24 protein-coding genes are annotated in these 22,295 nt (G+C 71.7%); 13 read left to right on the top strand and 11 right to left on the bottom strand.

Going from position 1 to position 22,295, the window contains the following annotated elements; translation table 11 throughout:
• Positions 1-12: 12 nt before the first annotated feature.
• The gene (locus tag HNR02_RS28630; protein ID WP_179776696.1) at positions 13-1,530 is read right to left on the bottom strand and encodes an aldehyde dehydrogenase; all 1,518 of its coding nucleotides are present in this window, start codon (positions 1,528-1,530) and stop codon (positions 13-15) included.
• A gap of 146 nt (positions 1,531-1,676) precedes the next feature.
• On the opposite strand from HNR02_RS28630, the gene HNR02_RS28635 reads away from it, so the two are divergent.
• From HNR02_RS28635 to HNR02_RS28645, 3 genes are all read left to right on the top strand, one after another.
• Positions 1,677-2,321, top strand: a complete 645-nt coding sequence (locus tag HNR02_RS28635; protein WP_179776698.1) for a GntR family transcriptional regulator — start codon at positions 1,677-1,679, stop codon at positions 2,319-2,321.
• 70 nt (positions 2,322-2,391) lie between these two features.
• A complete protein-coding gene (locus HNR02_RS28640; protein WP_179776699.1) occupies positions 2,392-2,907 on the top strand; it encodes a PadR family transcriptional regulator in 516 nt (171 codons plus the stop codon).
• Complete coding sequence (locus tag HNR02_RS28645) at positions 2,904-4,124, top strand: cytochrome P450 (protein ID WP_179776700.1); 1,221 nt, start codon at positions 2,904-2,906, stop codon at positions 4,122-4,124. Before HNR02_RS28640 ends, HNR02_RS28645 begins: the two co-directional genes overlap by 4 nt.
• 297 nt (positions 4,125-4,421) lie before the next feature.
• On the opposite strand, the gene HNR02_RS28650 is transcribed toward HNR02_RS28645, so the two are convergent.
• Together HNR02_RS28650 and HNR02_RS28655 are read right to left on the bottom strand one after the other, a co-directional pair.
• Positions 4,422-5,582, bottom strand: a complete 1,161-nt coding sequence (locus HNR02_RS28650; RefSeq protein WP_312861203.1) for an MFS transporter — start codon at positions 5,580-5,582, stop codon at positions 4,422-4,424.
• Between the two features lie 2 nt (positions 5,583-5,584).
• Positions 5,585-6,253, bottom strand: a complete 669-nt coding sequence (locus HNR02_RS28655; RefSeq protein WP_312861204.1) for a GntR family transcriptional regulator — start codon at positions 6,251-6,253, stop codon at positions 5,585-5,587.
• A gap of 198 nt (positions 6,254-6,451) precedes the next feature.
• Here HNR02_RS28655 and HNR02_RS28660 point away from each other — a divergent pair, with 198 nt between their 5' ends.
• The 4 genes from HNR02_RS28660 to HNR02_RS28675 all read left to right on the top strand — a co-directional run bounded on the left by HNR02_RS28660 (position 6,452) and on the right by HNR02_RS28675 (position 9,677).
• Positions 6,452-7,978 carry an Nramp family divalent metal transporter gene (locus HNR02_RS28660; RefSeq protein ID WP_179776702.1) on the top strand — a complete coding sequence of 509 codons (1,527 nt, stop codon included), beginning with the start codon at positions 6,452-6,454 and terminating at the stop codon, positions 7,976-7,978.
• Positions 7,979-8,033: 55 nt separating this feature from the next.
• A complete protein-coding gene (locus tag HNR02_RS28665) occupies positions 8,034-8,582 on the top strand; it encodes an SRPBCC domain-containing protein (protein ID WP_246339301.1) in 549 nt (182 codons plus the stop codon).
• A 114-nt stretch (positions 8,583-8,696) separates the two neighbouring features.
• Positions 8,697-9,245 carry a L,D-transpeptidase gene (locus HNR02_RS28670; RefSeq protein ID WP_179776703.1) on the top strand — a complete coding sequence of 183 codons (549 nt, stop codon included), beginning with the start codon at positions 8,697-8,699 and terminating at the stop codon, positions 9,243-9,245.
• Positions 9,246-9,311: 66 nt separating this feature from the next.
• Positions 9,312-9,677: an STAS domain-containing protein gene (locus HNR02_RS28675; protein WP_246339303.1), complete on the top strand. Its 366-nt coding sequence runs from the start codon at positions 9,312-9,314 to the stop codon at positions 9,675-9,677.
• A 4-nt stretch (positions 9,678-9,681) separates the two neighbouring features.
• Here the strand turns inward: HNR02_RS28675 and HNR02_RS28680 are convergent, their stop codons facing one another.
• A complete protein-coding gene (locus HNR02_RS28680; RefSeq protein WP_179776706.1) occupies positions 9,682-10,653 on the bottom strand; it encodes a magnesium transporter CorA family protein in 972 nt (323 codons plus the stop codon).
• Positions 10,654-10,714: 61 nt separating this feature from the next.
• Here HNR02_RS28680 and HNR02_RS28685 point away from each other — a divergent pair, with 61 nt between their 5' ends.
• Positions 10,715-11,698 carry a Gfo/Idh/MocA family protein gene (locus HNR02_RS28685; RefSeq protein WP_179776708.1) on the top strand — a complete coding sequence of 328 codons (984 nt, stop codon included), beginning with the start codon at positions 10,715-10,717 and terminating at the stop codon, positions 11,696-11,698.
• A 207-nt stretch (positions 11,699-11,905) separates the two neighbouring features.
• Here HNR02_RS28685 and HNR02_RS28690 read toward each other — a convergent pair whose 3' ends face one another.
• Genes HNR02_RS28690 through HNR02_RS28700 form a run of 3 tightly spaced genes read right to left on the bottom strand, consistent with a single transcriptional unit; the run spans position 11,906 to position 13,964 of the window.
• Positions 11,906-13,198, bottom strand: coding sequence for a WXG100 family type VII secretion target (locus tag HNR02_RS28690; protein ID WP_179776710.1), 1,293 nt, complete (start codon positions 13,196-13,198; stop codon positions 11,906-11,908).
• Positions 13,195-13,518 carry a hypothetical protein gene (locus tag HNR02_RS28695; protein WP_179776712.1) on the bottom strand — a complete coding sequence of 108 codons (324 nt, stop codon included), beginning with the start codon at positions 13,516-13,518 and terminating at the stop codon, positions 13,195-13,197. The genes HNR02_RS28690 and HNR02_RS28695 overlap by 4 nt, the downstream gene beginning before the upstream one ends.
• Positions 13,512-13,964 carry a YbaB/EbfC family nucleoid-associated protein gene (locus HNR02_RS28700; protein WP_179776713.1) on the bottom strand — a complete coding sequence of 151 codons (453 nt, stop codon included), beginning with the start codon at positions 13,962-13,964 and terminating at the stop codon, positions 13,512-13,514. The genes HNR02_RS28695 and HNR02_RS28700 overlap by 7 nt, the downstream gene beginning before the upstream one ends.
• Before the next feature lie 86 nt (positions 13,965-14,050).
• Between HNR02_RS28700 and HNR02_RS28705 the strand changes: the two genes are divergently transcribed.
• Complete coding sequence (locus HNR02_RS28705) at positions 14,051-14,764, top strand: GNAT family N-acetyltransferase (RefSeq protein WP_179776715.1); 714 nt, start codon at positions 14,051-14,053, stop codon at positions 14,762-14,764.
• 83 nt (positions 14,765-14,847) lie between these two features.
• Positions 14,848-15,264 (top strand): STAS domain-containing protein, encoded by a 417-nt coding sequence (locus HNR02_RS28710; protein WP_179776716.1) that lies wholly within the window; start codon positions 14,848-14,850, stop codon positions 15,262-15,264.
• Here the strand turns inward: HNR02_RS28710 and HNR02_RS28715 are convergent.
• Both HNR02_RS28715 and HNR02_RS28720 read right to left on the bottom strand, forming a co-directional pair.
• Entirely contained in the window at positions 15,251-15,616 is a 366-nt protein-coding gene (locus HNR02_RS28715; protein WP_179776718.1) for a hypothetical protein, read from the bottom strand. The genes HNR02_RS28710 and HNR02_RS28715 overlap by 14 nt on opposite strands.
• Before the next feature lie 168 nt (positions 15,617-15,784).
• On the bottom strand, positions 15,785-17,797 hold the full coding sequence (locus HNR02_RS28720; RefSeq protein ID WP_179776720.1) for an acyltransferase family protein: 2,013 nt from the start codon (positions 17,795-17,797) through the stop codon (positions 15,785-15,787).
• Positions 17,798-17,876: 79 nt separating this feature from the next.
• Here HNR02_RS28720 and HNR02_RS28725 point away from each other — a divergent pair, with 79 nt between their 5' ends.
• Together HNR02_RS28725 and HNR02_RS28730 are read left to right on the top strand one after the other, a co-directional pair.
• Complete coding sequence (locus HNR02_RS28725; RefSeq protein WP_179776722.1) at positions 17,877-18,455, top strand: NUDIX hydrolase; 579 nt, start codon at positions 17,877-17,879, stop codon at positions 18,453-18,455.
• Positions 18,456-18,512: 57 nt separating this feature from the next.
• Positions 18,513-19,484, top strand: coding sequence for a TIGR03557 family F420-dependent LLM class oxidoreductase (locus HNR02_RS28730; protein WP_179776724.1), 972 nt, complete (start codon positions 18,513-18,515; stop codon positions 19,482-19,484).
• Positions 19,485-19,528: 44 nt separating this feature from the next.
• Here the strand turns inward: HNR02_RS28730 and HNR02_RS28735 are convergent, their stop codons facing one another.
• Entirely contained in the window at positions 19,529-19,693 is a 165-nt protein-coding gene (locus HNR02_RS28735; RefSeq protein ID WP_179776726.1) for a hypothetical protein, read from the bottom strand.
• Positions 19,694-19,854: 161 nt separating this feature from the next.
• Here HNR02_RS28735 and HNR02_RS28740 point away from each other — a divergent pair, with 161 nt between their 5' ends.
• Positions 19,855-20,850 (top strand): SDR family oxidoreductase, encoded by a 996-nt coding sequence (locus HNR02_RS28740; RefSeq protein WP_179776728.1) that lies wholly within the window; start codon positions 19,855-19,857, stop codon positions 20,848-20,850.
• 106 nt (positions 20,851-20,956) lie between these two features.
• On the opposite strand, the gene HNR02_RS28745 is transcribed toward HNR02_RS28740, so the two are convergent.
• The gene (locus HNR02_RS28745) at positions 20,957-22,249 is read right to left on the bottom strand and encodes a phosphoribosyltransferase family protein (RefSeq protein ID WP_179776730.1); all 1,293 of its coding nucleotides are present in this window, start codon (positions 22,247-22,249) and stop codon (positions 20,957-20,959) included.
• Between the last annotated feature and the right edge of the window lie 46 nt (positions 22,250-22,295).

The raw sequence follows: 22,295 nt of genomic DNA on the forward strand, positions 1-22,295 counted from the left end.
TCACGGGGGGTGTCAGGCGCGGGGGTTGAAGGGGTCCTTGACACCCTGCCCGGTGTCCACCCAGACGCTTTTTTCCTCGGTGTACTCGCGCAGCGCGTCGGCGCCGTTCTCACGTCCGAGCCCGCTCTGCTTGTAGCCGCCGAAGGGGGTGGCGTAGGAGGTCTTGCGGTAGTTGTTGATCCACACCGTGCCCGCGCGCAGGCGGCCCGCGACGCGGTGCGCGCGCTGCACGTTGCCGGTCCACACGCCGGCGGCGAGGCCGAACTCCGTGTCGTTGGCGATGCGCACGGCGTCCTCCTCGTCGGAGAACCGGAGGACCGAGGCGATCGGGCCGAACACCTCCTCCCGCGCGATCCGCATGTCGTTGGTGACGTCGGCGAACACGGTAGGCCGGACGAACAGCCCGTCGGGGAAGCCGTCGACCCGGGCGGTCGTTCCGCCCGCGGCGAGCCGCGCGCCGTCGGCCTTGGCGACCTCGATGTAGGAGAGCACCTTGTCGTACTGCGCGCGGGAGGCGATGGTGCCCATTTCGCTGGCCGGGTCCTGCGGGTCGCCGACCTTGATCGCCTCGGCGCGGCGCACGAGCTCCTCGACCACCTGGTCGTAGATGGTGTCCTGCACCAGGATCCGGGAGCCCGCCATGCAGGTCTGACCGCTGGCGCCGAAGATCCCCGCGACCAGGCCGTTGACCGCGCTGGTGAGGTCGGCGTCGTCGAACACGATGTTGGGCGACTTGCCGCCCAGTTCCAGCGACACCCGCTTGAGCGATTTGCCCGCCTGGGAGGCGATGGCCTGCCCGGTGGCGGTGGAGCCGGTGAACGCGACCTTGTCCACACCCGGGTGCCCCGTCAGCGCCGTGCCCGACGGGTGGCCCAGGCCGGTCACGACGTTGAACACGCCTGCCGGGAGACCGGCCTCGGCGGCGAGTTCGGCGAAGCGGATCGCCGAGACCGGGGTGACCTCGGACGGCTTGGCGATCACCGTGTTGCCCGCGGCCAGCGCCGGACCGAGCTTCCACACCAGCAGCAGCAGCGGGGAGTTCCACGGGGTGATCGCGGCGACCACGCCGAGCGGCTCGCGCACCGTGTAGTTGACCATCTGCTGCACGTGCAGCGGGTTCGTGCTGCCGGTCGGCATCTGCGCCAGGCCCGCGTAGTAGTTGAAGTACTCGGGCATCAGCTTGGCCTGGCCGACCATTTCGCGGATCAGCTTGCCGTTCTCGCCGACCTGCAGCTGGGCGATTTCGTCGGCGTTGTCGGCGATCGCCTGACCGAAGCGGATCAGGAACTTGGCGCGGTCCGCCGCGCGGTAACCGGGCCAGTCGCCCTCTTCGAACGCGCGGCGGGCACTGTCCACCGCCGCGTCGACGTCCTTGGCCGAGGCGTTGGGCACCTGGGCCCACACGCGGCCGGTGGCCGGGTTGACGACGTCGAGGTACTCGCCCTCGATCGGGGCGATCTGCTGGTTGCCGATGAAGAGGCCGTAGCGGGTGACACCTTCGGCCGAGGTGTCCGGCAACGACTGGGACATGGATGCGCCTTTCTGGTCTTCGGTGACGCCGACGACGCTAGACGATTGTCCCACAATCGGTCAACTGAACGCACCTGAGCTGCGTTAATAGCGCTCTCGTCCGGATTTGGTTTGACCCACAATCGGACAATGAATACGCTGGGTACGTGAAGGTGATCCACGCTGCGGCGCCGGTCCGCACCCAGGCGGTCGAGGCCATCCGCGCCGAGATCGTCAGCGGCGTGCTCAAGCCCGGACAGCGGCTCGTCGAGCGCGAACTGTGCGAGCGGCTCGACGTCTCGCGCAACACCATCCGTGAAGCCTGCCGCCAGCTGGAGGCGGAAGGGTTCCTCGTCATCCCCCCGCACAAGGGCCCCACGGTGGCCCAGCTCAGCGACGACGAGGCCAGGGCGATCTACGAGGTTCGCGAAGCGCTGGAGTGCTTCGCGGTCCGGTTGTTCGTCGAGCGGGCCTCCGACGAGGTGCTGACCCGGCTCGAAGACGCCTTGGCCAAGCTCAAGGCGGCACACGAATCCGGCCGCGTGAGCCGTATGCTCAGCACCAAGAACAAGTTCTACGACGTGCTGTACTCGGGCGCGGGCAACGACGTGCTGCACTCCCAGGCCCGGCTCCTGCATGGCAGGCTCGCGCAGCTGCGCGCCCGGTCACTGGGCCACCGCGGCAGGCCGCAGTCGAGCATCACCGAGATCGAACAGGTCGTGGAGCGCATCGCCGCCCGTGACGCGGACGCCGCCAGCGCGCTGTGGCGTGACCACATTCGCAACGCCGCGGCCACCGCGCTCGCGTCCTGACGCCAGGTTTCCACCGGTTCTGACCGCTGGTGGTTGCGTGGTCACGAAACCCTAGGTTACGGTGACCTAGGTGTGGATCGAGATCTTCCTCCTCTCGCGGCTCGCCAGGGAACCCCTGCACGGCTACGAGCTGCGGAAGGCGGTCGAAGCCTCGACCGGGCACACGCTGTCGAACAACTCGCTGTACCCGGCGTTGCGGCGGTTCGTCGAGGCCGGCGCTGTGCTGCGGAGCCCGGAGGAGCAGGAGGCCAAGCCGCCGCGCCACGTCTACACGATCACGGACGTGGGCCGGGAGCTGTTGCACGATCTGCTCGCCGACTTCCCGGAGGAACTGGCGCTCAACGAGGAGGAATTCCTCGCCAGGGTCGGCAACTTCAGCAGGCTGGACGGCCGGGAACGCGCCGCGGTGCTCGGCACGCGGGAACGCGCGGTCGCCGCCGAGCGCGACCGGCTCGCCGCGCTCGCCGCCGCGCAGGCCGATCCGTGGAGCCGCGCCGTCCTGGACGAGGTCAGCAGGCGGCTCACCGAGGAACTCGCCTGGCTGGCCAGGCTGCGATCAACCGCGAAACCCGAGGAAGGCGCATGACGACCACCGAGCACGAAGCACCCCAGTTGCCGTTTTCCCGGAGCAACGCGCTGGAGATCCCGCCGCTCTACGCGAAGTTGCGCAGCCGCGCACCGCTCACGCGAGTGGTGACTCCGGCGGGTGACCCGGCGTGGCTGGTCACCTCCTACGAGCACGTGCGGGAAGTGTTCCGGGACCGCCGGTTCGGGCGCTCGCACCCGGCGCCGGAGCAGGCGGCACGCATCTCGCACGCGGCGCTGCAGGCGGGCCCCACCGGGAACTACGAAACCGAGGAACACGACCACAAGCGGATGCGGCGCATGCTCGCACCCGCGTTCTCGGCCCCGCGGATGCGGGCGCTCGGCGAGCACATCCACGACCTCACCCAGCGCTGCCTCGACGACATGGCCTCGGCGCACGAAGCCGCCCCCGGTGAGCCGGTGGACCTGACCGAGCTGCTCGCCTTTCCACTGCCGGTCCTGGTGATCTGCGAACTGCTCGGAGTGCCCTTCGCCGACCGTGGCCACTTCCGGCAGCTGTCCGAGCGCATCGCCGTGCTCGACGGCAGGGCCGACGGGCAGGAGGCGATGCGGGAGTTCATGGCCTACACCGCGGAGCTTGCCGCGATCAAGCGCGCCGATCCGCAGCCCGACGTCATCTCCGACATGGTGGCCGTGCAGGCCGAGGACCCGACGTTCACCGACGAGGATCTGGCCCGCCAGGCCGCCGGGCTGCTGTTCGCCGGGCACGAAACCACCTCGACGCGGATCGCGCTGGGCACGCTGTTCCTGCTCACCGATCTCGGGCGCCGGGACACCTTCGCCGCCGACCCGGACGGGCAGGTGCAGCAGACGGTGGAGGAGATCCTGCGGCTGTCGGCGACGAGCAGCACCGGTGGTCTGCTGCGGTACGCGCACGAGGACGTCGAGATCGCGGGCGTGCGCATCGCCCGTGGCGACGCGGTCCTGGTGTCCGTGGACGCCGCCAACCGCGACGAGACCGCGTTCCCGGAGCCGGACGAGTTCGACCCCGGCCGCTCCCCCAACGTGCACGTCGCCTTCGGGCACGGCGCGCACGTGTGCATCGGAGCCAACCTCGCCCGCGTCGAGCTGCGCACCGTCTTTCCCGCCCTGTTCCGCCGCTTCCCGACGATGCGACTGGCGGTGGACGTCGACGACATCGGCGTGCGGACCAACCGGATCGCCGGTGGCGTGGAGAGCGTGCCCGTCCTGCTGTGAGCGGCGAGCGCCGCGAGCTGCCGTAAACCCGGAGCCGGGCGGGGTGACCGCTGGTCACTCTGGTGGCCGTAGTCAGTCGCCTTGGGTGCCGACCGCCCCCGCCCCTCCTCCCAGGCCGCCTTGGGAGGAGGGGCGGGGGCGGTCTGGGCGGTCGGTGCTCGGCTTGCGTTGCCGGATGGCCGTTTCGGTGGGGCGATACGGCTCAGCCGGGCCCGGAACGGCCAACATGGTGCCGCGAGTGGCAAACACAGTGCCGGGAACGGCAAACACGGTGCCCGGAGCGGCAAACACGGCGACTCACCGTGGCGGGCGGTCGATCGCCAGTTTTCGGGCGCTCACACCGGCCCACGCCAGGCCGAAGGCCGTCACCGACAGCACTCCGGCCGCGCCGAGGCCCGAGGCGACCAGGCCGATCGCGCCGGGCACGATCACCTGGCCCGCCCGGTTTCCGGTGAGGCGCAGGGACATCGCGCGCCCGCGCGCGCCCGGCGGCGTGGATTCGGCGAGCCAGGACATCGTCAGCGGCTGGCCGACGCCGAGGCCCAGGCCGGCGACCACGATGACGAGCGCGAGCAGCCAGACCGGCATCGGCACGGCCGCCGCACCGAGACCCACCGCCGCGGCGGCGATGCTCAGGATCAGCAGCCTGCGCCGCCCGAGCACCTTCGTCGCGCGTCCCAGCAGCAGGCGGGACACCATGGACGCCGTCGCGCGCAGGCCGAGCAGCACCCCGATGACACCGGAGGCGATGCCCCGTTCCGCGCCGAGCGCGGGCAGGTACACCAGCGAGATGTCCACCGCGGCGAGCACCACGCAGCTGATCATCAGCGCGCGGAACAGCCCGGGCAGCCGCAGCAGGGCCGTCACCGTGATCGGCCCGGCGGCCTTCTCCGCCATGGTGGAGGGACGGGTCCGCACCGCGAGCGAGCACGCCAGCAGGGCCACCGCGATGACCGTGGCGCCGCGGAAGATCGGTGTGGTGTGGGGAATGGCCTGGCTTCCCCCGAAGGCGACGATCAGCAGCGGCCCGAACGCCTGACCGAGCGAGGCGGCGAAGGTGTAGTAGCCGAAGGCCGAGTCCATCCGCGCCGACGCCGTCGTGTTCGCCACCATCGCCTGCTGGCCGACCACGGCACACAGGTGCCCGGCGCCCAGCAGCACGCTGCTGGCGATCAGGCCGGGCACCGAACCCCCGAGCGTCAGGAACGCCGCTCCGGCGGCGGTCATCAGCAGCGCGCCGGTCACCATCAGGCGCCGTTCCCCCACCCGGTCGACCAGGTGTCCCGCCGGCAACGCGAGCACCAGCGGCACCAGCGCGAAACTGCCGGACAGCACACCGAGCCAGCCCGGCGGGACGTCCAGTTCGAGCGCGCGGTACGAGGTCGCGGGCCGCAGGACGAACGTCACCGCCTGCGTCAGCACGGAATGGGCGAGCAGGACCCAGAGTTGTCGCCGCACGGCTACGACTCGCGCAGCCGCCAGGCTGCCTGCGCCCCGAGACTGGTGTCGATGTGCTCGCGCATCACCGCCGCGGCCCCGTCACCGTCGCCCGCCGCGACGCACTCCATCAGCATCCGGTGCTCCTCGGACGTCCTGGCCCGCGCCCCGGGGGTGCGCTCGGCCTCCAGCGCGAGCCGCCGGTAGCGGTCGGCCTTGTCCCACAACCCTTCGAGCGCGTCGATGAGCAGGTCGTTGTGGGACGCGCGGTAGATCGCCCGGTGGAAGCGGCGGTGCCGCAGCAGGTGCTCGTAGCCGGGATTGCCGGGCAGCGGTTCGAGCCCGGCGAGCGCGTCGCGGATCTCGGCGATGTCGGACCTGCTGCGCCGTTCGGCGGCCAGCGAGGCGGCCAGCGGGTCGAGCGAGCGCCGCATCTCCAACAGGTCGCGCGCCTCCTCCGCCCTGAGTTCGGCGACGTGCGCGTCGCGGTGCGCGTCGAGCTCGACCAGCCCTTCGGCCTTGAGCCGCCGCAGCGCCTCGCGCAGCGGGGTGGTGCTGATGCCGATGGCGCGGGCCAGTGTCGCCTGGTTGATCACCGAGCCCGGCGGGAACTCGCCGGAGAGGATCTTCTCGCGCACGCTGTCGTAGGCCATCTCGCTCTTCGTGACCAGCTGGGCCACCGGTTCACCCACGCCCGCGCTCCCTCCACTGCCTATAACCTGGCGCAGCACATTCTTCCGGCAGGGTAACCGACTGAGCGCGCTGAATCGGCAAAGGTGACAGCGGTTATAACCGGAACCCGGCCACGCTGTCACTGGACCCTTGACCACCTACCGCTTTGGGTGCTTACTGCCTCCGATGTCCGTTTTCGGACCTCCTGGGAGGTGGTCATGGTCGACCCGTCCGGAGCGCCGGTGTCCCCGCCGGCCGCGAGTGAGTACCAGATCGGCGTCAGCAGGCCCCCGCTCGCGGTGGACGACCTGCCGGAGCCGGAGGAGGTGTTCCGGGTTCGCAGGCTGGGCCCGGTGCAGATCGTCCGGTTCGTGATCGGGCCGAGCCTCATCGCCCTGGGGATCTCGATCGGCAGCGGTGAGTGGCTGCTCGGCCCGCAGGCGGTGGGCACGTTCGGTTTCGTCGGTGTCGGCTGGGTGATCACGGTGTCGGCTCTGCTGCAGACCTTCTACAACGTCGAGGTGTCCCGTTACGTGATGGCCACCGGCGAGGTGCCGATCGTCGGGTTCGGGCGGGTGCCGCCGGGCGCCAAGGTGTGGATCCCGTTCTCCCTGCTGGTGCTCTACTTCGCCTTCATCTTCGGCGGCTGGGCCGCCGGTGCCGGTCAGGGGTTGTTCGCGCTGATCGCGGGGCGCCCCAACAACTCCGGCGAGCTGGAGTACGTGCGACTGCTCGGGATCGGGCTGCTGCTGGTGGTCTTCGTGATCACCGTGCTGGCCCGCAAGATCTCCCGCGCGCTGGAGCTGGCGAACTGGGTGCTGGTCGGGGCCGTGATCCTGGTCCTGCTGGTCGTCACGATCGCGATCGTGCCGGGATCGGTGTGGTGGGACGGGATCCGCGGGCTCGTCACGCCCGCCGCTCCCCCGGAGGGCATCACCGCGACGCAGCTCGGCGGGCTGGCGGGGTTCACCGCGCTGGCGTCCGGTCTGAACTGGTATGTGATGAACCACTACCGGGACAAGGGTTACGGCATGGGCTACCGCGTCGGGTTCATCTCCGGTCTGCGCGGGGCGGGCTCGAAGGTGAAACCGGTGGGCGTCACCTTCCCCGACGACGCGGCGAACGCGGGCCGGTGGAAGCGCTGGTACCGGCTGCTGCTCACCGATCTGTGGGGCGTGTTCTTCGTCGGCGCGATGGTCGGCATGCTGTTGCCGACCGTGCTGATGTCGCACGTGGTGGCGACCAGCGGGCAGCGGCCGTCGTCGTCGAACGTCCCGACGTTCACCGCGACGCAGCTCGGCGCGGAGTACGGCCAGTGGATGTTCTCCGTGATGCTGGCCGTCGGGGTGCTCATCCTGTTCTCCACCCAGCTGGGCATCTTCGAGGCGCTGGTGCGCAACTTCACCGACGCCTCGCACGCCAGCAGCCCACGCCTGCGACGCCTGATCGAGGGCGATCCGCGGCGGTTCTACTTCCCGTTCATGCTGGTGGTGCTGGCGGTCATCGCGGGCGCGATGCACCTGGCGCTGCCCACGGACCTGGTCCAGACCTCGGCGAACATGTCGAACCTGGGCGCGCTGATCTTCCCGTTCGCGCTGATGTACCTGAACTCGCGCCTGCCGAAGGCGGCCCGTCCCCGGACGTGGCACTACCTGATCCTGGTGCTGAACTTCCTGTTCTTCGGGTTCTTCTTCGTCAACTTCGTCTACGAGCTGGTCACCGGAGGCGCGTTGGTCAGGTTCTAGCACGGAGGTGGACCACCGTGATCAATCCGCGGGCAGCCGGGCAGCCGTGGCCTCGATGACCTGGGCCTGCCACGCTCGCGGCCACCTCGCGAACCACCTCAAGGCGATCGGCCGTGAGGTCCGCCGGACCACGGCGACCAGCGGCGAAACCGTCTCCGTCCTGGTGCGACGGAGGTACGACGCGACGGCGGCCGACGTGTGGGACGCCGTCACCGATCCGGTACGGGTGCGCCGATGGTTCCTGCCACTGACCGGAGATCTTCGCGAAGGCGGCACGTTCCAGCTGGAGGGCAACGCCGGCGGGGACATCCTGACCTGCGACGCGCCCCGGCTGCTGAAGGTGACCTTCGGCGGGCCCACGAGCATCGTCGAAGTCCGCCTGACCGCCGACGGCGAGTCCACCGACCTCGGACTGGAACACACGGTGCCGATCGAGATCGCCCAGAGCGACGCGGGCGCCCTGTTCGTCGGGCCGGCTGGGACGGCGCGTTGCTGGCGCTGGCGTTGTCCTTCGCGGGCGAGATCGCCGAGGACCCCGTGGCGGCCGCGAATTCGCGCGAGAGCCAGGAGTTCAGCGCCGGTCCGGCGATGGTCACTGCCCTGACGGACGCCGGGCCGGGCCGGTGACGAGCCCCGGAATTCACCCGAACTCGTGGTTTGACGGGCCGTTGCCCCCGCTCCGGCCCCCAGAACGGCTCACCCTCGCTACGGTGCCGCCGTGGCTTCCCCGCTGCGCATCACCTCGTCCCGTCTCCAGCGCCAGACCTGCTGGGCGGCGATCGCCGCGCTCGCCCTGCTCTCCGGCTGGGTGCTGCTCGACTCCCGGGCACCCGAACCGGCCGCCGCGCCCGCTCCCCGGCCCGTCCCGCCGCCGGCACCGGTCAGCACGGCCCCGCCCGCGCCGCGCACCGCGCTGTGCCCGGACTCCGCGCGGGCGTGCGTCGACGAGGAGCGGCGCCTGAGCTGGCTGCAGCACCACGGCGAGATCACCTACGGCCCGGTCCGGGTCATGCCGGGCACCGACGCCGCCCCGGACTCCGTCGCCACGCCGCGCGGGCTCTTCCGGGTCGAGTGGAAGGACGCCGACCACGTCAGCGGCGAGTTCGGCGACCCGATGAACCACTCGGTGTTCTTCGCCCCCGGCGGGATCGCCTTCCACGAGGGCAGCCTGGATGCGCCCTCCCATGGCTGCGTCCACCTGTCGGCCGTCGACGCGGCGCTGTTCTTCGACGCGCTCCCGGTCGGCTCCGAGGTCGCCGTCTTCTGACACCGGCGGAGATCACTGTCCGGTTCGGCATCGATTTTCCCGTTCCGGCGTGTCACCATGAACCGGATGGAGTCCGGTGAACGGCCACTGCCGAGCGCTCCGTTCGCCGTCACCGTGGACGAGCGGCAGGCGGCGCTGGTCGTGCGGGCGGCGGGCGAACTCGACGGCTCGACCGTGCCGCGCCTGCGCGCGATCATGCTCGGTGTCCTGGGCCGTCCGCCCGCGCTGGTGGTCGTCGACCTGTCCGGCGTGACGTTCCTCGGATCGTGCGCCCTGCACCTGCTGCTCGAGGTCCAGGAGCTGGCGGGCATGGCCACCGAGGTCCGGTTCGTGGCGCACGCGCCCGGCACCGTCAAACCGTTGCGCATCACCGGGACCATCGCCGCGCTCGACCTCTACCCCACCCTGTCCCAGGCCCTCCGGCTGACCTGAGCGCTCACAGCCAGTCGCGTCGTTTGAACATCACGTAGAGGGCCGCGGACAGCACCACGATCACCGCCGTGGACAGCCAGAACCCCCACGGCTGCTCGAATCCCGGGTAGGGGACGTTCTGGCCGTAGAACCCGGTGATCGCCGTCGGCACCGCGATGATCGCCGCCCAGCTGGTCACCTTCTTCATGATCATGTTGAGCCGGTTGCCCTGCAGGCTCAGCTGTGTCTCGCGGATCGTGGTGACCAGGTCCCGCAACGATTCCGTCCACTCCGACGCGCGCAGCACGTGGTCGTAGACGTCCTGGTAGTAGGGCGTCAGCGTCTCGTCGACGAGGTGGTGGTCCCGGCGCATCAGCGAGTTCACCACCTCCCGCATCGGCAGCACGACGCGCCGCAGGGCAACGAGGCTCTTGCGCAGCCGCAGCGAGCGGCGCTGCATGCCGGTGTGGTCGACGTGCTCGGCGAACACCCCGTCCTCCAGCGCCTCGATCTCGTCGTCCATCGCCTGCACCGCCTCGAAGTGCGTGTCGACGATGTAGTCCAGCAGCCCGTGCACGAGGTAGCCGACACCACCCTTGGCGAGGTCGGCGGAGTCGTCCCAGCGCCGCACGACGGCCTCGATGTCGAAGTGCCCGTCCTTGCGCACCGTCACCAGGGCCCGGTCGGTGAGGAAGGCGGCGAGTTCGCTGTCGGTGAGGGTCCCGGTGCCGGCGTCCAGCCGGACGGCGTAGGCGGTGAGGAACGAGTGCGTCTCGTAGCGGTCGAGCTTGGGCCGCTGGTGCTCGTGCACCGCGTCCTCGACGGCCAGCCGGTGCAGGCCCAGCTCCTCGCTGATCGTGGCGAGATCGTCCTCGGCCGGAGTGGCGAGGTCGAGCCACACCACCGCCGCCGGATCCTGGAGGTGATCGGACAGTTCGGCGGCGGGAAAGTTTTCGGCCTCGAGAACCCCGTGGCGGTAGACGCGCGTGCGGACCATGTGCCCACGCTAAGGTGTGCGACGGCCTTGTGCGCACTCGAAGAGCTGGGGGCATTTCGCGGTGGAACCACTTCGCATCGGCATCCTCGGTGCCGCCCGCATCGCCGCGACGGCGATCGTCGCGCCCGCCCACGACACCGGGCACCGGCTCGTCGCGATCGCCGCGCGGGACCGTGGCCGGGCCGAGGCGTTCGCCGCCCAGCACGGCGTCGAGCGGGTCGCCGCCTCCTACGCGGACCTGCTCGCCGACGACGAGATCGACGTCGTCTACAACCCGCTGCCCAACGGGCTGCACGGGCGCTGGAACCTGGCCGCGGTGCGGGCGGGCAAGCACGTCCTGACCGAGAAACCGTTCGCCGCCAACGCCGCCGAAGCCCGCGAGGTCACCGCCGCGGCGGCCGCGGCGGGGGTGCGGGTAGTGGAGGCGTTCCACTACCACTACCACCCGGTCCTGCTGCGCCTGCACGAACTCCTGGACTCGGGCGAGCTGGGCGAGCTGCGCTCGGCGAAGGCCGAGCTGCTCATCCCGGCACCCGCCGAAACGGACCCGCGCTGGTCGTTCGACCTGGCCGGTGGCGCACTGATGGACGTCGGCTGTTACGGACTGCACGCGGTGCGGGGCCTGGCGCCGTGGGCAGGCGGTGCGCCGGTCCTGGAATCGGCGAGCGGGACCGTGCGGGCCGGGCATCCGGGCGTGGACGAGACGATGGACGCGCGGCTGACGTTCCCCGGCGGGGCCACGGCCACGATGCGCTGCGACATGGCAGCCGCCGAGGTGCGCTTCGCCCTGCGGTTGACCGGAACGCGGGGCGAGGCGACGGCCGTCAACTTCGTCCGCCCGGACACCGACGACCGGCTCCTCGTGGGCGACCGGGTCGAGCACCCCGGACGGCGGCCGTCCTACTCCTACCAGCTGGCGGCCTTCGCCGCGCACCTGCGCGAAGGCGCTCCGCCGCGGGACGACCCCGCGGACACGGTGGCGACGATGACGCTCATCGACGACTGCTACCGCGCCGCGGGGTTCCCGCTCCGCCCGCGCGCTTGAGGCGCCAGCACGGAGGAACGGACTCCGGGCGCCGGGCGCGCTGAACCGTGTTTCGTCAGTGGCGGAGCCGCTTGCAGTGGGCCGTGCGCTGGCACCGCCGCGGGGTGATTCAGTGGGGTCGCGCGGAGCGCGTCCGTTGAGGGCGGTGGCGGGCAGACGGGAGGGGCCGCTACCCGCACCGCCACGCACACCACTCCGAAACAGTCCCTAAGCCTGCTGCTCCTGTTGCTCCGCCGTCCAGGAAGCCTCCGCCGACTTCTGGATGTCGAGCAGCTGCCGGACGGAGTCCTGGGTGGCCTTGATCGGCCAGGCCCAGTACTCCTTCGCGTTGTCGGAGTCCGCGATCCACTGCTTGAAGACCTTGAACGACTCCGGGTGGTTGTCCCTCAGTTCGTTCTCGATCTTCTTGTACTTGCTCCACGCGTCGGGCATCTTGGTCTTCAACCACTCTTCGTGGGTCTTGGTCCACGGGCCCTTCGGCGGGGGCGCGATGTCGTCGGCCGCGGTGTGGTACGAGCTGCTCGATCCACTGTGGACGCTCGCACCGTCGTCGGCCGTGTGGTACGAGCTGGTGGTTGTTCCACTGTGGACGCTCGCGCCGTCGTCGGCGGTGTGGTAGGTGCTGCTGGACGGGGCGGGGCTGGCCGGACGGCTCGTGGGCGGCCGCTCCGGCAGCTCGATCGGCCGGTTCTGCAGCGTCTGGCGGGTCTTGAGGAGGTTGACCAGCTGCTGCGTCCGGGCGCCCGAGCGCGTGGCCTGCGCGACGACGGCCGCGAGCTTGCTGGCCAGCGACGTGGCCGTGAGCGTGGCCTGCGTGACGCTGTAGGTGACGGCGGCGACGATCGAGGCCCCGAACGTGATGACGGCGGTGGCCATCGCGATCAGCACGGCCGAGATGATGTCGCCGAGCACGGTGGTGATCAGGTCGCGGAACAGCCCGCGCACCGCGGAGATGATCGCCATGTTCGTGTGGATCACGTACCCGACGATGTCCGTGCCGTGGGCCTTGCTCTCCAGGTCCGCGGCGAGTTCCTTCATCCGGTTGTTGAAGGCGTCCGCGCCGGAGCCGGTCCACGAGCTGACCGCGCCCTCCAGCGATTTGGTCTGGTCCTCGCCGATCTTGCGGATCGACTCGGCGATCTTGTGCACCTCCTCCCCCAGCTTCTGGATCTCGTCCGGGTCACCCATGAGCATGTCCAGCGGTTCCCGCAGGAAGCTCACGTGCTCGATCAGCCAGCCCAGCCCGGCCGAGATGAGGCTGCCCAGCGGGTTGATGGCCAGCTTGACCGTGTCGACGGCCGAGGCGATGACGCCGAGCCCGATCGCGGCACCGAGCGCGGCCTTGTCGGAGTCGTCGGCGGTTTTGATGTCGTTGCAGCTGCGGATGAGGAAGGTGTAGGAGTCCAGGAATCCCGCGCCGGAGAACTGGTTGGTGCTGGTGATCACGACCCCCGCGCCGAAGTCCGGCGCGGCGTTCGGATCGAAGCCGGTCGTCGTCACAGGTCGCCCTCCGTTTTCAGGGTGTCGGCGTGGGCGGCGTCGGTCCCGCGGTAGGCCTCCGCCGCGGACCGCACGTTCTTGGCCTCGCTGGTGCACGCCTCGGCCGCGGACCTGACCTGGTCGGCGAGCACGCCCAGCGCGATGCGGGTCGGAATGCCGAGCACCTGGCCGACCGCGACGCCGAACGCGTTGATGTCACCGCCGTTGACGTGCCGGACCTGGTCGGCCTCGGCGCTCACGCGGCTCGCGCGGTCGTCGAGCCCGCCGGCGTAGGTGTCCAGGACCTCCGGATCGACCTCGTAGCCGCCACCGCTCACCACGGTCGACCGTCCTCTTCGTCCTCTTCGGCCGTTTCGCCCGTGCGGGAGGCCGGCGGTTCCGCGGCCGGCGCCTCCGGCTCGTCCTCGGTTTCCTCGTCGTCGCCCTCCGGTGCCGGGGGCAGGAACGACCGCACGACGTCCATCATTTCGGTGCCGCCCGCCAGCGGTTCCAGCGCGCCCGCGACCTCGTGCGCGACCTTGGCCTGTGCCTTGCCGAAGGTCTGCATGATCGTCTCGGTGAGCTTCGACGCGGTGCCGGACATCGCTTTCTCGTCGATGTGCAGAGCCTGCAGCGCGCCGCTCGGGCCCGCCGTCACCTGGACCAGTCCGTCCGGGGAGGAGGCCGTGCCGGAAGCCTCGGTCAGCTGTTCCTGCAACCGCGCGCTTTTGCCGCGCAGATCGTCGACGCGGCGCTGGAAGTCCGCGAGCCACTGTTCGGTGTCCACCGGGCCACGGTAGTGATCTTGAAGCACAACGGGACGAGCCTCACGTGAACGGCCGGTGGCGTGCGGATGACCGGTAGTTTCGTGGTGTGACTGGTGTTCTGGACAATCCCGCATACGCGGCGCTGACCGGGCCGCACTCCCGCTTCGCCCGCTCGCACGGGCAAGCCGTCCGGTACGACCCGGACGTCTCACCGTGGGCGGCGCTTCCCGGCGACGCGGACGAAACCACGTGGAAGGACATGGCCGGACTGGCCGGGCCGGGCGGACTGGTGTCGCTGCCGGGTCCGGTGCTGCCGCCGCCCCCGGACTGGCCGGTGGAGTTCACGGTGACGGGCGTGCAGATGGTGGCGGAGAGCGTCGAGACGGCGCCGGACGCGGAAGCGGTGCGGCTGACCGAAGCCGACGTGCCCGACATGCTCGCGCTCGCCGCGCGGACACGGCCGGGCCCGTTCCTGCCGCGCACCGTCGAACTCGGGACCTACCTCGGCTTCCGCCGCGACGGGCAGCTGATCGCGATGGCCGGGGAACGCATGCGCCCGCCCGGGTGGACCGAGATCAGCGCCGTCTGCACGGACGCGCAGTTCCGCGGGCAGGGCCTGGGCACGCGACTGGTGCTCGCGGTGGCGCACGGCATCGCCGAACGCGGCGAGACACCGTTCCTGCACGCGGCCGCCGCGAACACGAGCGCCGTCCGGCTCTACGCCGCGCTGGGGTTCCGGACACGACGGCCGATCGACTTCGTCGGGGTGCGCGTGCCGGAGGACGTCGGGCCGGGGACGACTTTTCCCCCAGCCGCGTGACCGCCTCTGAACTGGTGCTTTCCGTGTGAGATTGATTACCCTCGGAAGGAGAGCAGGCCAGAAGGGCTGACGGGAGGAGAGTCATGAGCCATCCGGCGCGCAACTCCACCGGTGCCGTGAGCACGGCCGCCCATCGCGGCGGACCGCGCGTGCCCGCGCCACGAGCCGCGCCGACGGCCCTGCGCCTGCAGGTCTTCTGGCCCGTTCCCGGGGTCGCCGTCCTCAAGGTCGCCGGCGACGTGGACGTCGCGACCGCCACCCCGCTCAACCGGGCGCTGGACGAGCTGACCACGCACCGGCCGCGGGTGGCGGTCGTCGACCTGACGGGCGTGGGGTTCCTGGGCTCGGCCGGGCTGGCCGCGCTGGCGGTGGCGAGCGAACGCACCGACGTCCGGGTCGTGGCGCCGACCCGCCAGACCGCCCGGCCGCTGTCGGTCACCGGTCTGGACCAGCGGATGCCGGTCTACCCCAGCCGCGCGGACGCGCTCAGGTCCTGCTGAGGTCCCGTTCCGCCCAGAGCACGCCGGGCGCGGTGCCCCAGCGCGTGCTCACGGAGTCGAGCACCCTGGTCCCGATGCCGAGATCCGCCCCGGCGGGCACGGTCGTGACCGCCACCCGCAGCACACCGGTGACGTCACGGGCCAGCCGCACCTCGAACGGCGGCGTCCCGTGCTCGCACGCCGCTCCCGCGAGCCCGTCGACCAGCAGGACCACGTCGACCACCACCGCCGGAGGGCAGTCGGCGAGCAGCGCGCGCACCCGCTGCCGCAGGGACGCCAGCCCTTCCGGCCCGTCGAGCCGCACCCGCGTCTCCGGCGCAGTCGCATCGAGTGAGTCGGACAAGGACCGCACACCTCCGCTGTGTGTTCAACGGCGTCGCATCGGAACGACCTCGATCAAACCTTGGAACAAATCCAATCACGCGTGCGGGGCGGCCGCAGCACACGAACGGGCGCAGTGCACCACCCGGATGGCGGAGAGCGGCCGCGTCCGGCCCGCGTGAGGTGCCACGGAGGGAGATCAGGCGGGAGCGGGTGGCTCCGGATCGGGCAGGCCGAGCGCGGCGTCGATCGCCTGCTCGACGATCGTGTCCATGGTGCTCAGATAGGTCGCGCCGACGTGGTTGTCGTCGAGGTAGACCAGCACGTTCCCGATCACCGGCGGGCAGACGGCTTCGTCGCAGTAGTAGTCGCTGAAATCCAGGAACGACACGTTCGGCGGGACGTCGTCGAGGAAATCGTACGGCGGCTCGTCGGGGTAGAAGTCCGCGCGCGAGGGGTTGCACTCCGGCGCGTCCGCGCCGCGCAGCTCCGCGCATTCCGACGGGGCGTAGTCGTAGCGGGGGTTGTCCCGCACCGCGAGCACCGGAATGCCCGCCGAGTCGATCTTCCGCCACTGCTCCACGTACCCGGGCGGAGTGCGCTCGGTCAGCCCCACGCGGACGTCGCGGGTGGCCGCGGTGAACACGGCGTCCGGGCGCAGGTCGAGGATCTCGTCGGCGGCGGCGGCGTTCCAGTCGCGGCAGGCCTGGTCGTCCGGGTCGATCTCGGATTCGGTGGAGAACGGGCAGCTGCCGCGCGACATGATCACCAGCTGCCAGTCGCGGCGGTGGGCCACCGGTTCCAGCGCCGCGATGAACTGCGTCGGATGCGAGTCGCCGACGATGACGAGGGTCTTCTCCGGCGGGCCGTCCGGCGTCGTGGTGCACACCTGCAGTTCGGCCCCGCGCGGCGACTCGGCGCAGTTGTCGATCCAGGCCCAGTCGTCGGGCAGCGCGACCGGCGACGGCACCGGGGCGACGTCGGCCGCGCCCTGGTAGACGAACCCCGGTGTGCGGGCCAGCGCGCCGGGGTGGTCCCTGCCGCCCGCGACGGTGGCGGTGGAGCGCGCGAGACCGGCCACCTGCCACGTTCCCGCGGCGACGAGCACCGGGATCATGGCGAGCACGGCGAACCGGTAGGCGCTCCAGCGGGTGCGCACCGCGATGCGCGACCGGCGCACGGGGTTCTCGATCAGGTGGTAGGTCGCGATCGACAGCGCCACGGCGACGGCGATGACCACCGCACCGCCGAGCAGACCGACCTCGGTGCGCCCCCGGTACACGAGGTAGAGCACCAGCACCGGCCAGTGCCACAGGTAGAGCGAGAAGCTGAGCTTGCCGACGTAGGCCAGCGGCCGCGTGGTCAGCAGCCGGTCGGCCGCGACCGGGCTGCCGGTGGTGCCCCCCAGCAGCACCAGCGCGGCCGAGACGACCGGCCACAGCGCGACGTAGCCGGGGAACACCGTGCCGACCTGCAGGACGAGCCCGCACGCGACGAGCCCGGCCACCCCGACCCAGCCGAACACGACGCGCAGCACGCGCGGCAGGGTGAGCGTGTCGATCGTGAGGGCGAGCAGGCCGCCGAGCGCGAACTCCCAGATGCGGGTGAGCGCGGTGAAGTAGGCCAGCGGCTGGTTCTCCGCGGTGAGCCACACCGAGTAGGCCAGTGAGCCCGCGGCCAGCACCGCCAGTGTGCCGGCCAGGGCGAGGCGCAGCCGCTTGCGCGCGGCGACCGCGACCGCCGCGACCAGCAGCGGCCACACGAGGTAGAACTGGCCCTGGATGGACAGCGACCAGAAGTGCTGTACCAGGCTGGCGTCGCTGTGCTGGGCGAAGTAGTCGGTCGCGTTGGCGGCCAGCTGCCAGTTCTCCAGGTACAGCGCCGCGGCGAAGACCTCGCGGACGGTGCCGAACCAGCGGGCCTGCGGCAGCACCAGCGCGCCAGCCACGACCACCACCAGCAGCACCGTGAGGGTCGCCGGGAACAGGCGGGTGATCATCCGCGCCCAGAACGTCCGGAACTCGATGCGCCCGCGCAGGCCGGCGCGGAAGAGCTGGCCGGTGATGAGGAAGCCGGTGAGGAAGAAGAACACGTCGACGCCACCGGAGATGCGGCCCAGCCACACGTGGTAGACGACGACCAGGACGCAGGCGAGGGCCCGCAGACCTTCGATCTCCGGGCGGAACCGGGTAGGCGGTGGCGTGGAGGTCATCGTCACCTTTCCCGATCGGCGTTCCCGGCGGGATCGAGATTACCCAAGGGCTTTCCGGCCTCCGGCTAGGGTCGGCGGGATGGAGATCGATCTCGGGGAGTTCGAGCGGATCGCCGTCCCGCTCGACGGGCGCCGCGCGGCCGCCGTCGCCATCGTGGTCTCCGGTGCCGCCGCGGAGCCGGTGATCTGGCTCACCCGCCGCGCGGCCGGGATGCGGGCCCATCCGGGGCAGTTCGCGTTGCCGGGCGGGCGGGCTGATCCCGGCGAGGACGCGGTCGCGGCCGCGGTGCGGGAGCTGGCGGAAGAGCTGGGCGTCGTGGCGTCGCGCGCGGACTGCGCCGGCCTGCTCGACGACTACCCGACCCGCTCCGGCTACGTGATCACGCCCGTCGTGCTGCGGCTCGGCGCGACGCCGCAGCCGCGGCCCAATCCCGCCGAAGTCGCGCACGTGCACACGATCCCGGTGCGGGATCTCGCGGTGGAGCCGCGGTTCCTGACGATCCCCGAGTCGGACCGGCCGGTGATCCAGCTGCCGCTGGCCGGGCATCTGGTGCACGCGCCGACGGCGGCCGTGCTCTACCAGTTCCGCGAAATCGCGCTGTACGGCCGGACGACGCGCGTCGCCCACCTCGAGCAACCGGTGTTCGCGTGGCGGTGACCCCTCGTTTCGCCGTGGCGGCCACGGGTACGCCGCGGGTGACGGAGGGAGCACGACGTGCGCATCGGGTACAAACTGGCCGCGGAGGCGTTCGGGCCGAAGGAGCTGGTCCGGCAGACGGTGGCGGCCGAGCAGGCGGGGTTCGACTTCGTCGAGATCAGCGATCACTTCCACCCCTGGCTGGACAACCAGGGCCACTCACCGTTCGCGTGGACCGTGCTCGGCACGATCGCCGCGAAGACGGAGCGGATCGGGCTGGCGACCGGGGTCACCTGCCCGTCGGTGCGCTACCACCCGGCGATCATCGCGCAGGCCGCGGCCACGCTCGCGCTGGTCTCCGACGGCCGGTTCACGCTCGGCGTCGGCGCGGGCGAGCGGTTGAACGAGCACGTGGTGGGCCCGGGGTTTCCGGAGACCGTGACCGGGCGGCACGAGCGGCTGCGGGAAGCGCTGGAGATCATCCGCCTGCTGTGGCAGGGCGGGTACCAGTCCTACGAGGGCAAGCACCTCACGCTCGCCGACGCGCGGGTGTTCGACCTGCCGGACGAGCTGCCGCCGATCGCGGTCGCGGCAAGTGGCAAGCGGTCCGCGGAGCTGGCGGGCGAACTGGGCGACGGGCTGTTCGCGACCGAGCCGAAGGGGCACGTGGTCGAGCACTACACCGCGGCGGGCGGGTCCGGCCCGCGGTACGTGGAGGTGCCGATGGCGTGGGCGAAGGACGAGCACGAGGCCGCGCGGGCGGCGCTGGAAACCTCGCGGTGGGCGCTGACCGGCTGGAAGGTCATGAGCGAGCTGCCCAATCCGGTGAACTTCGAGGCCGCGTCGGCGACGGTGCGCGAAGAGGACGTGCTGGGCAAGTTCGCGTGCGGTCCGGACCCCGACCGCTACGCCGAGGTGGCGCAGCCGTTCGTGGACGCCGGGTTCGACCACCTGGTGATGCAGAACGCCGGACCGGACCCGGACGGTTTCCTGGACTTCTTCGAGCGGGACCTGGGCAAGCGGATCCGCTCGCTGACGCCCGCGCGATGAGGCGGCGGCCGGGCGGACCTCGCGGGCCGCCCGGCGCGCTGTGCTCAGCCCTGGCGGGTGGGCTCCGCCGTGGCCGGCTGGGCTCCGGCTTCGCGGACGCGCCACTTGTCCAGTCCGCCGCCGAGCCGGTCGGCGTAGTGCTCGGCCGCCGCCTGGGTCGGGAACCGGATCTCCTGGTCGCGTGACACGTGCGTGATCTTGAAGGCCATCGGCGCTCCCCTGCCCCTGTCGTGGTTTCCGGCCCGTCACTCCCCGACCGGCCGCGCCGAACACTAGAACACCTGTTCGAGTGGACGCAAGCCGACACGCCGCGCCGGGCGGGGGATTTTTCGCGTCTGTCCACAGTGGATGATCAAGGAGGGTTGTGGTCATGGGTGTCGTGGTGGTGACGGGAGCCAGCGGTGGAGTCGGACGGGCGAGCGCACGGGCGTTCGCCGCGCGCGGCGACCGGGTCGCGCTGCTCGCGCGCGGGGAAGCGGGACTGCGATCGGCGTCACGGGAGGTCGAGCAGGCCGGCGGACGTGCGCTGCCGCTCGAAGTCGACGTGGCCGATTTCGCGGCGGTGGATCGCGCCGCGAGCCGCGTGGAAGCCGAGCTGGGGCCGGTCGAGGTGTGGGTGAACACGGCGTTCAGCGGGGTGTTCGCCCCGTTCGACGAGGTGTCGCCGGAGGAGTACCGGCGCGTCACCGAGGTGACCTACCTGGGTTTCGTGCACGGCACCCGTGCCGCGCTGGACCGGATGAAGCCGCGCGACCGGGGCGTGATCGTGCAGGCCGGGTCGGCGCTGGCGTACCGGGGCATCCCGCTGCAGTCGGCGTACTGCGGCTCCAAGCACGCGATCCAGGGGTTCACCGAGTCGCTGCGCTGCGAGCTGCTGCACGACTCCTCGGGGGTGCGGGTGACGATGGTGCAGTTGCCGGGGATGAACACGCCCCAGTTCGACTGGGTGCTGTCCCGGCTGCCGCGGCGCGCCCGGCCGGTGGCGCCGATCTACCAGCCGGAGGTCGCGGCGCGGGCGATCGTGCACGCGGCGGGCCATCCCCGGCGGCGCGAGTACTGGGTCGGCGGTTCGACGGTGGCCACGCTGCTGGGCGACAAGGTCGCGCCAGGGCTGCTGGACCGCTATCTGGCCCGCACGGGATACCGCTCGCAACAGGGCGAGCGGCGGCGCGACCCGGACCGGCCCGCGAACCTGTGGTCTCCCGCCGACGAGCACCGGGACTTCGGCGCGCACGGCCGCTTCGACCGCACCGCCACCCGGCGCGCGGTGCAGCCGTGGGCGTCCCGGCACCACGGCCTGCTCGGGGCCGTGGGCGCGGTGGGTGCCGGACTGCTCGGCGCGGCACTCGCCCGGGCGCGCCACTGAGCCGTGCGTGTCCTCGGCGGCGCTCGCCGTCCCGGCACCACGACCTGCCCGGCGCGGCACTCGCCCGGGGTGTGCCACTGAACCGGCACCCCACCGCGGCGGGCCCTCAGGTGCCCTCGACGCGCACCGGCGCCAGGTGTGTCCGGAACCAGTCCCTGGCCAGACCGGCGGCCGCGTCCAGGGCACCCGGCTCCTCGAACAGGCCCGTCGCGCCGGGGACCACCGCCAGGTGCGTCTCACCGCGCAGTTGGGCGTGCGCCGCGCGGTTGAGGTCCAGCACCGCGGTGTCGAGGGCGCCCGCGATGAGCATCGTCGGGGCGCGCACCCACCCCAGTCGCTTCGCCGCGAGGTCGGGGCGTCCGCCGCGCGCGACGATGGCCGCCACCTCCACCCGGTAGTCCGTCGCCGCGAGCAGGGCCGCCGCGACGCCCGTTCCGGTGCCGAAGTAGCCGACCGGCAGCCCGGTCCGCCGCCGCACCCACCGGGTCACCTCCACCAGTCTGCTGGCCAGCAGCTCGACCGCGAACACCCGCGCGCGATCGGCCTCCTCGCTCGGCGTCAGCAGGTCCACCAGCAGCGTCGCCAACCCCGCCCGGTGCAGCACCTCCGCTGCCCACCTGGCCCGCGGGCTGTGACGCCCGCTGCCGCCGCCGTGCGCGAACACCACGATCCCGGCGGCACGCTCCGGCACTGTCAGCCTGCCTGCCAGCGGGACCGCCCCGGCGAACACGGTGACCTCCTCGTCACCCGCGGCCGGGTCCGGTTCCACGGCCTCACCGGAGAGCAGCCGCGCCACCTCCTCGTCCGGGGTCTGCACGAAGTCGGCGTACCACTGCCCGACCGCGGTGAACGGGGCCGGGCACTCCAGGCACACCACGTCGTCGGCGTCCTCCGCCAGCGACTCCACCGCCTTGCCGGACCCGACCGGAACCGCCACCACGACCCGCGCCGCGCCCGCCGCCCGCGCGGCCGCCACCGCGACGCGCGCGCTCGCCCCGGTCGCCACGCCGTCGTCGACGATCACCGCGACCCGCCCGGACAGCGGCAGCCGCGACCGTCCCGTCCGGAACCGTGCCGCGCGACGGTCCAGTTCGGACCGTTCCGCGGACTCGACCGCAGCCAGCTCCGGAGCGCGGATCCCGAAGCGCCGCAACGAATCCGGGTCCACCACACGCAGCCCGCCCTCGCCGAGCGCGCCCAGACCCAGCTCCGGCTGGTAGGGCACCCCGAGCTTGCGCACCAGGATCACGTCGAGCGGCGCGCCCAGCGCGCGGGCCACCTCGTAGGCGACCGGCACACCCCCGCGCGGCAGCCCGAGCACGACCACATCCCTGCCTCGCCACCGGTCCAGTCGCGCCGCGAGGCGGCGACCGGCATGCCTCCGGTCGGTGAACGGCATCGGAGTACCTCCTGGCGCGAAGTTCTCCGGCGACGTTATCGGCGCC

The sequence above is a fragment of the Amycolatopsis endophytica genome, from assembly GCF_013410405.1.
Taxonomy (GTDB): Bacteria; Actinomycetota; Actinomycetes; order Mycobacteriales; family Pseudonocardiaceae; genus Amycolatopsis_E; species Amycolatopsis_E endophytica.

Bases quoted from the DNA above. Each gene is read 5' to 3' on its own strand.
- HNR02_RS28630 (WP_179776696.1), bottom strand. From the start codon at position 1,530: ATGTCCCAGTCGTTGCCGGACACCTCGGCCGAAGGTGTCACCCGCTAC.
- HNR02_RS28645 (WP_179776700.1), top strand. From the start codon at position 2,904: ATGACGACCACCGAGCACGAAGCACCCCAGTTGCCGTTTTCCCGGAGC.
- HNR02_RS28660 (WP_179776702.1), top strand. From the start codon at position 6,452: ATGGTCGACCCGTCCGGAGCGCCGGTGTCCCCGCCGGCCGCGAGTGAG.
- HNR02_RS28665 (WP_246339301.1), top strand. From the start codon at position 8,034: ATGACCTGGGCCTGCCACGCTCGCGGCCACCTCGCGAACCACCTCAAG.
- HNR02_RS28675 (WP_246339303.1), top strand. From the start codon at position 9,312: ATGGAGTCCGGTGAACGGCCACTGCCGAGCGCTCCGTTCGCCGTCACC.
- HNR02_RS28680 (WP_179776706.1), bottom strand. From the start codon at position 10,653: ATGGTCCGCACGCGCGTCTACCGCCACGGGGTTCTCGAGGCCGAAAAC.
- HNR02_RS28710 (WP_179776716.1), top strand. From the start codon at position 14,848: ATGAGCCATCCGGCGCGCAACTCCACCGGTGCCGTGAGCACGGCCGCC.
- HNR02_RS28720 (WP_179776720.1), bottom strand. From the start codon at position 17,797: ATGACCTCCACGCCACCGCCTACCCGGTTCCGCCCGGAGATCGAAGGT.
- HNR02_RS28725 (WP_179776722.1), top strand. From the start codon at position 17,877: ATGGAGATCGATCTCGGGGAGTTCGAGCGGATCGCCGTCCCGCTCGAC.
- HNR02_RS28735 (WP_179776726.1), bottom strand. From the start codon at position 19,693: ATGGCCTTCAAGATCACGCACGTGTCACGCGACCAGGAGATCCGGTTC.
- HNR02_RS28740 (WP_179776728.1), top strand. From the start codon at position 19,855: ATGGGTGTCGTGGTGGTGACGGGAGCCAGCGGTGGAGTCGGACGGGCG.
- HNR02_RS28745 (WP_179776730.1), bottom strand. From the start codon at position 22,249: ATGCCGTTCACCGACCGGAGGCATGCCGGTCGCCGCCTCGCGGCGCGA.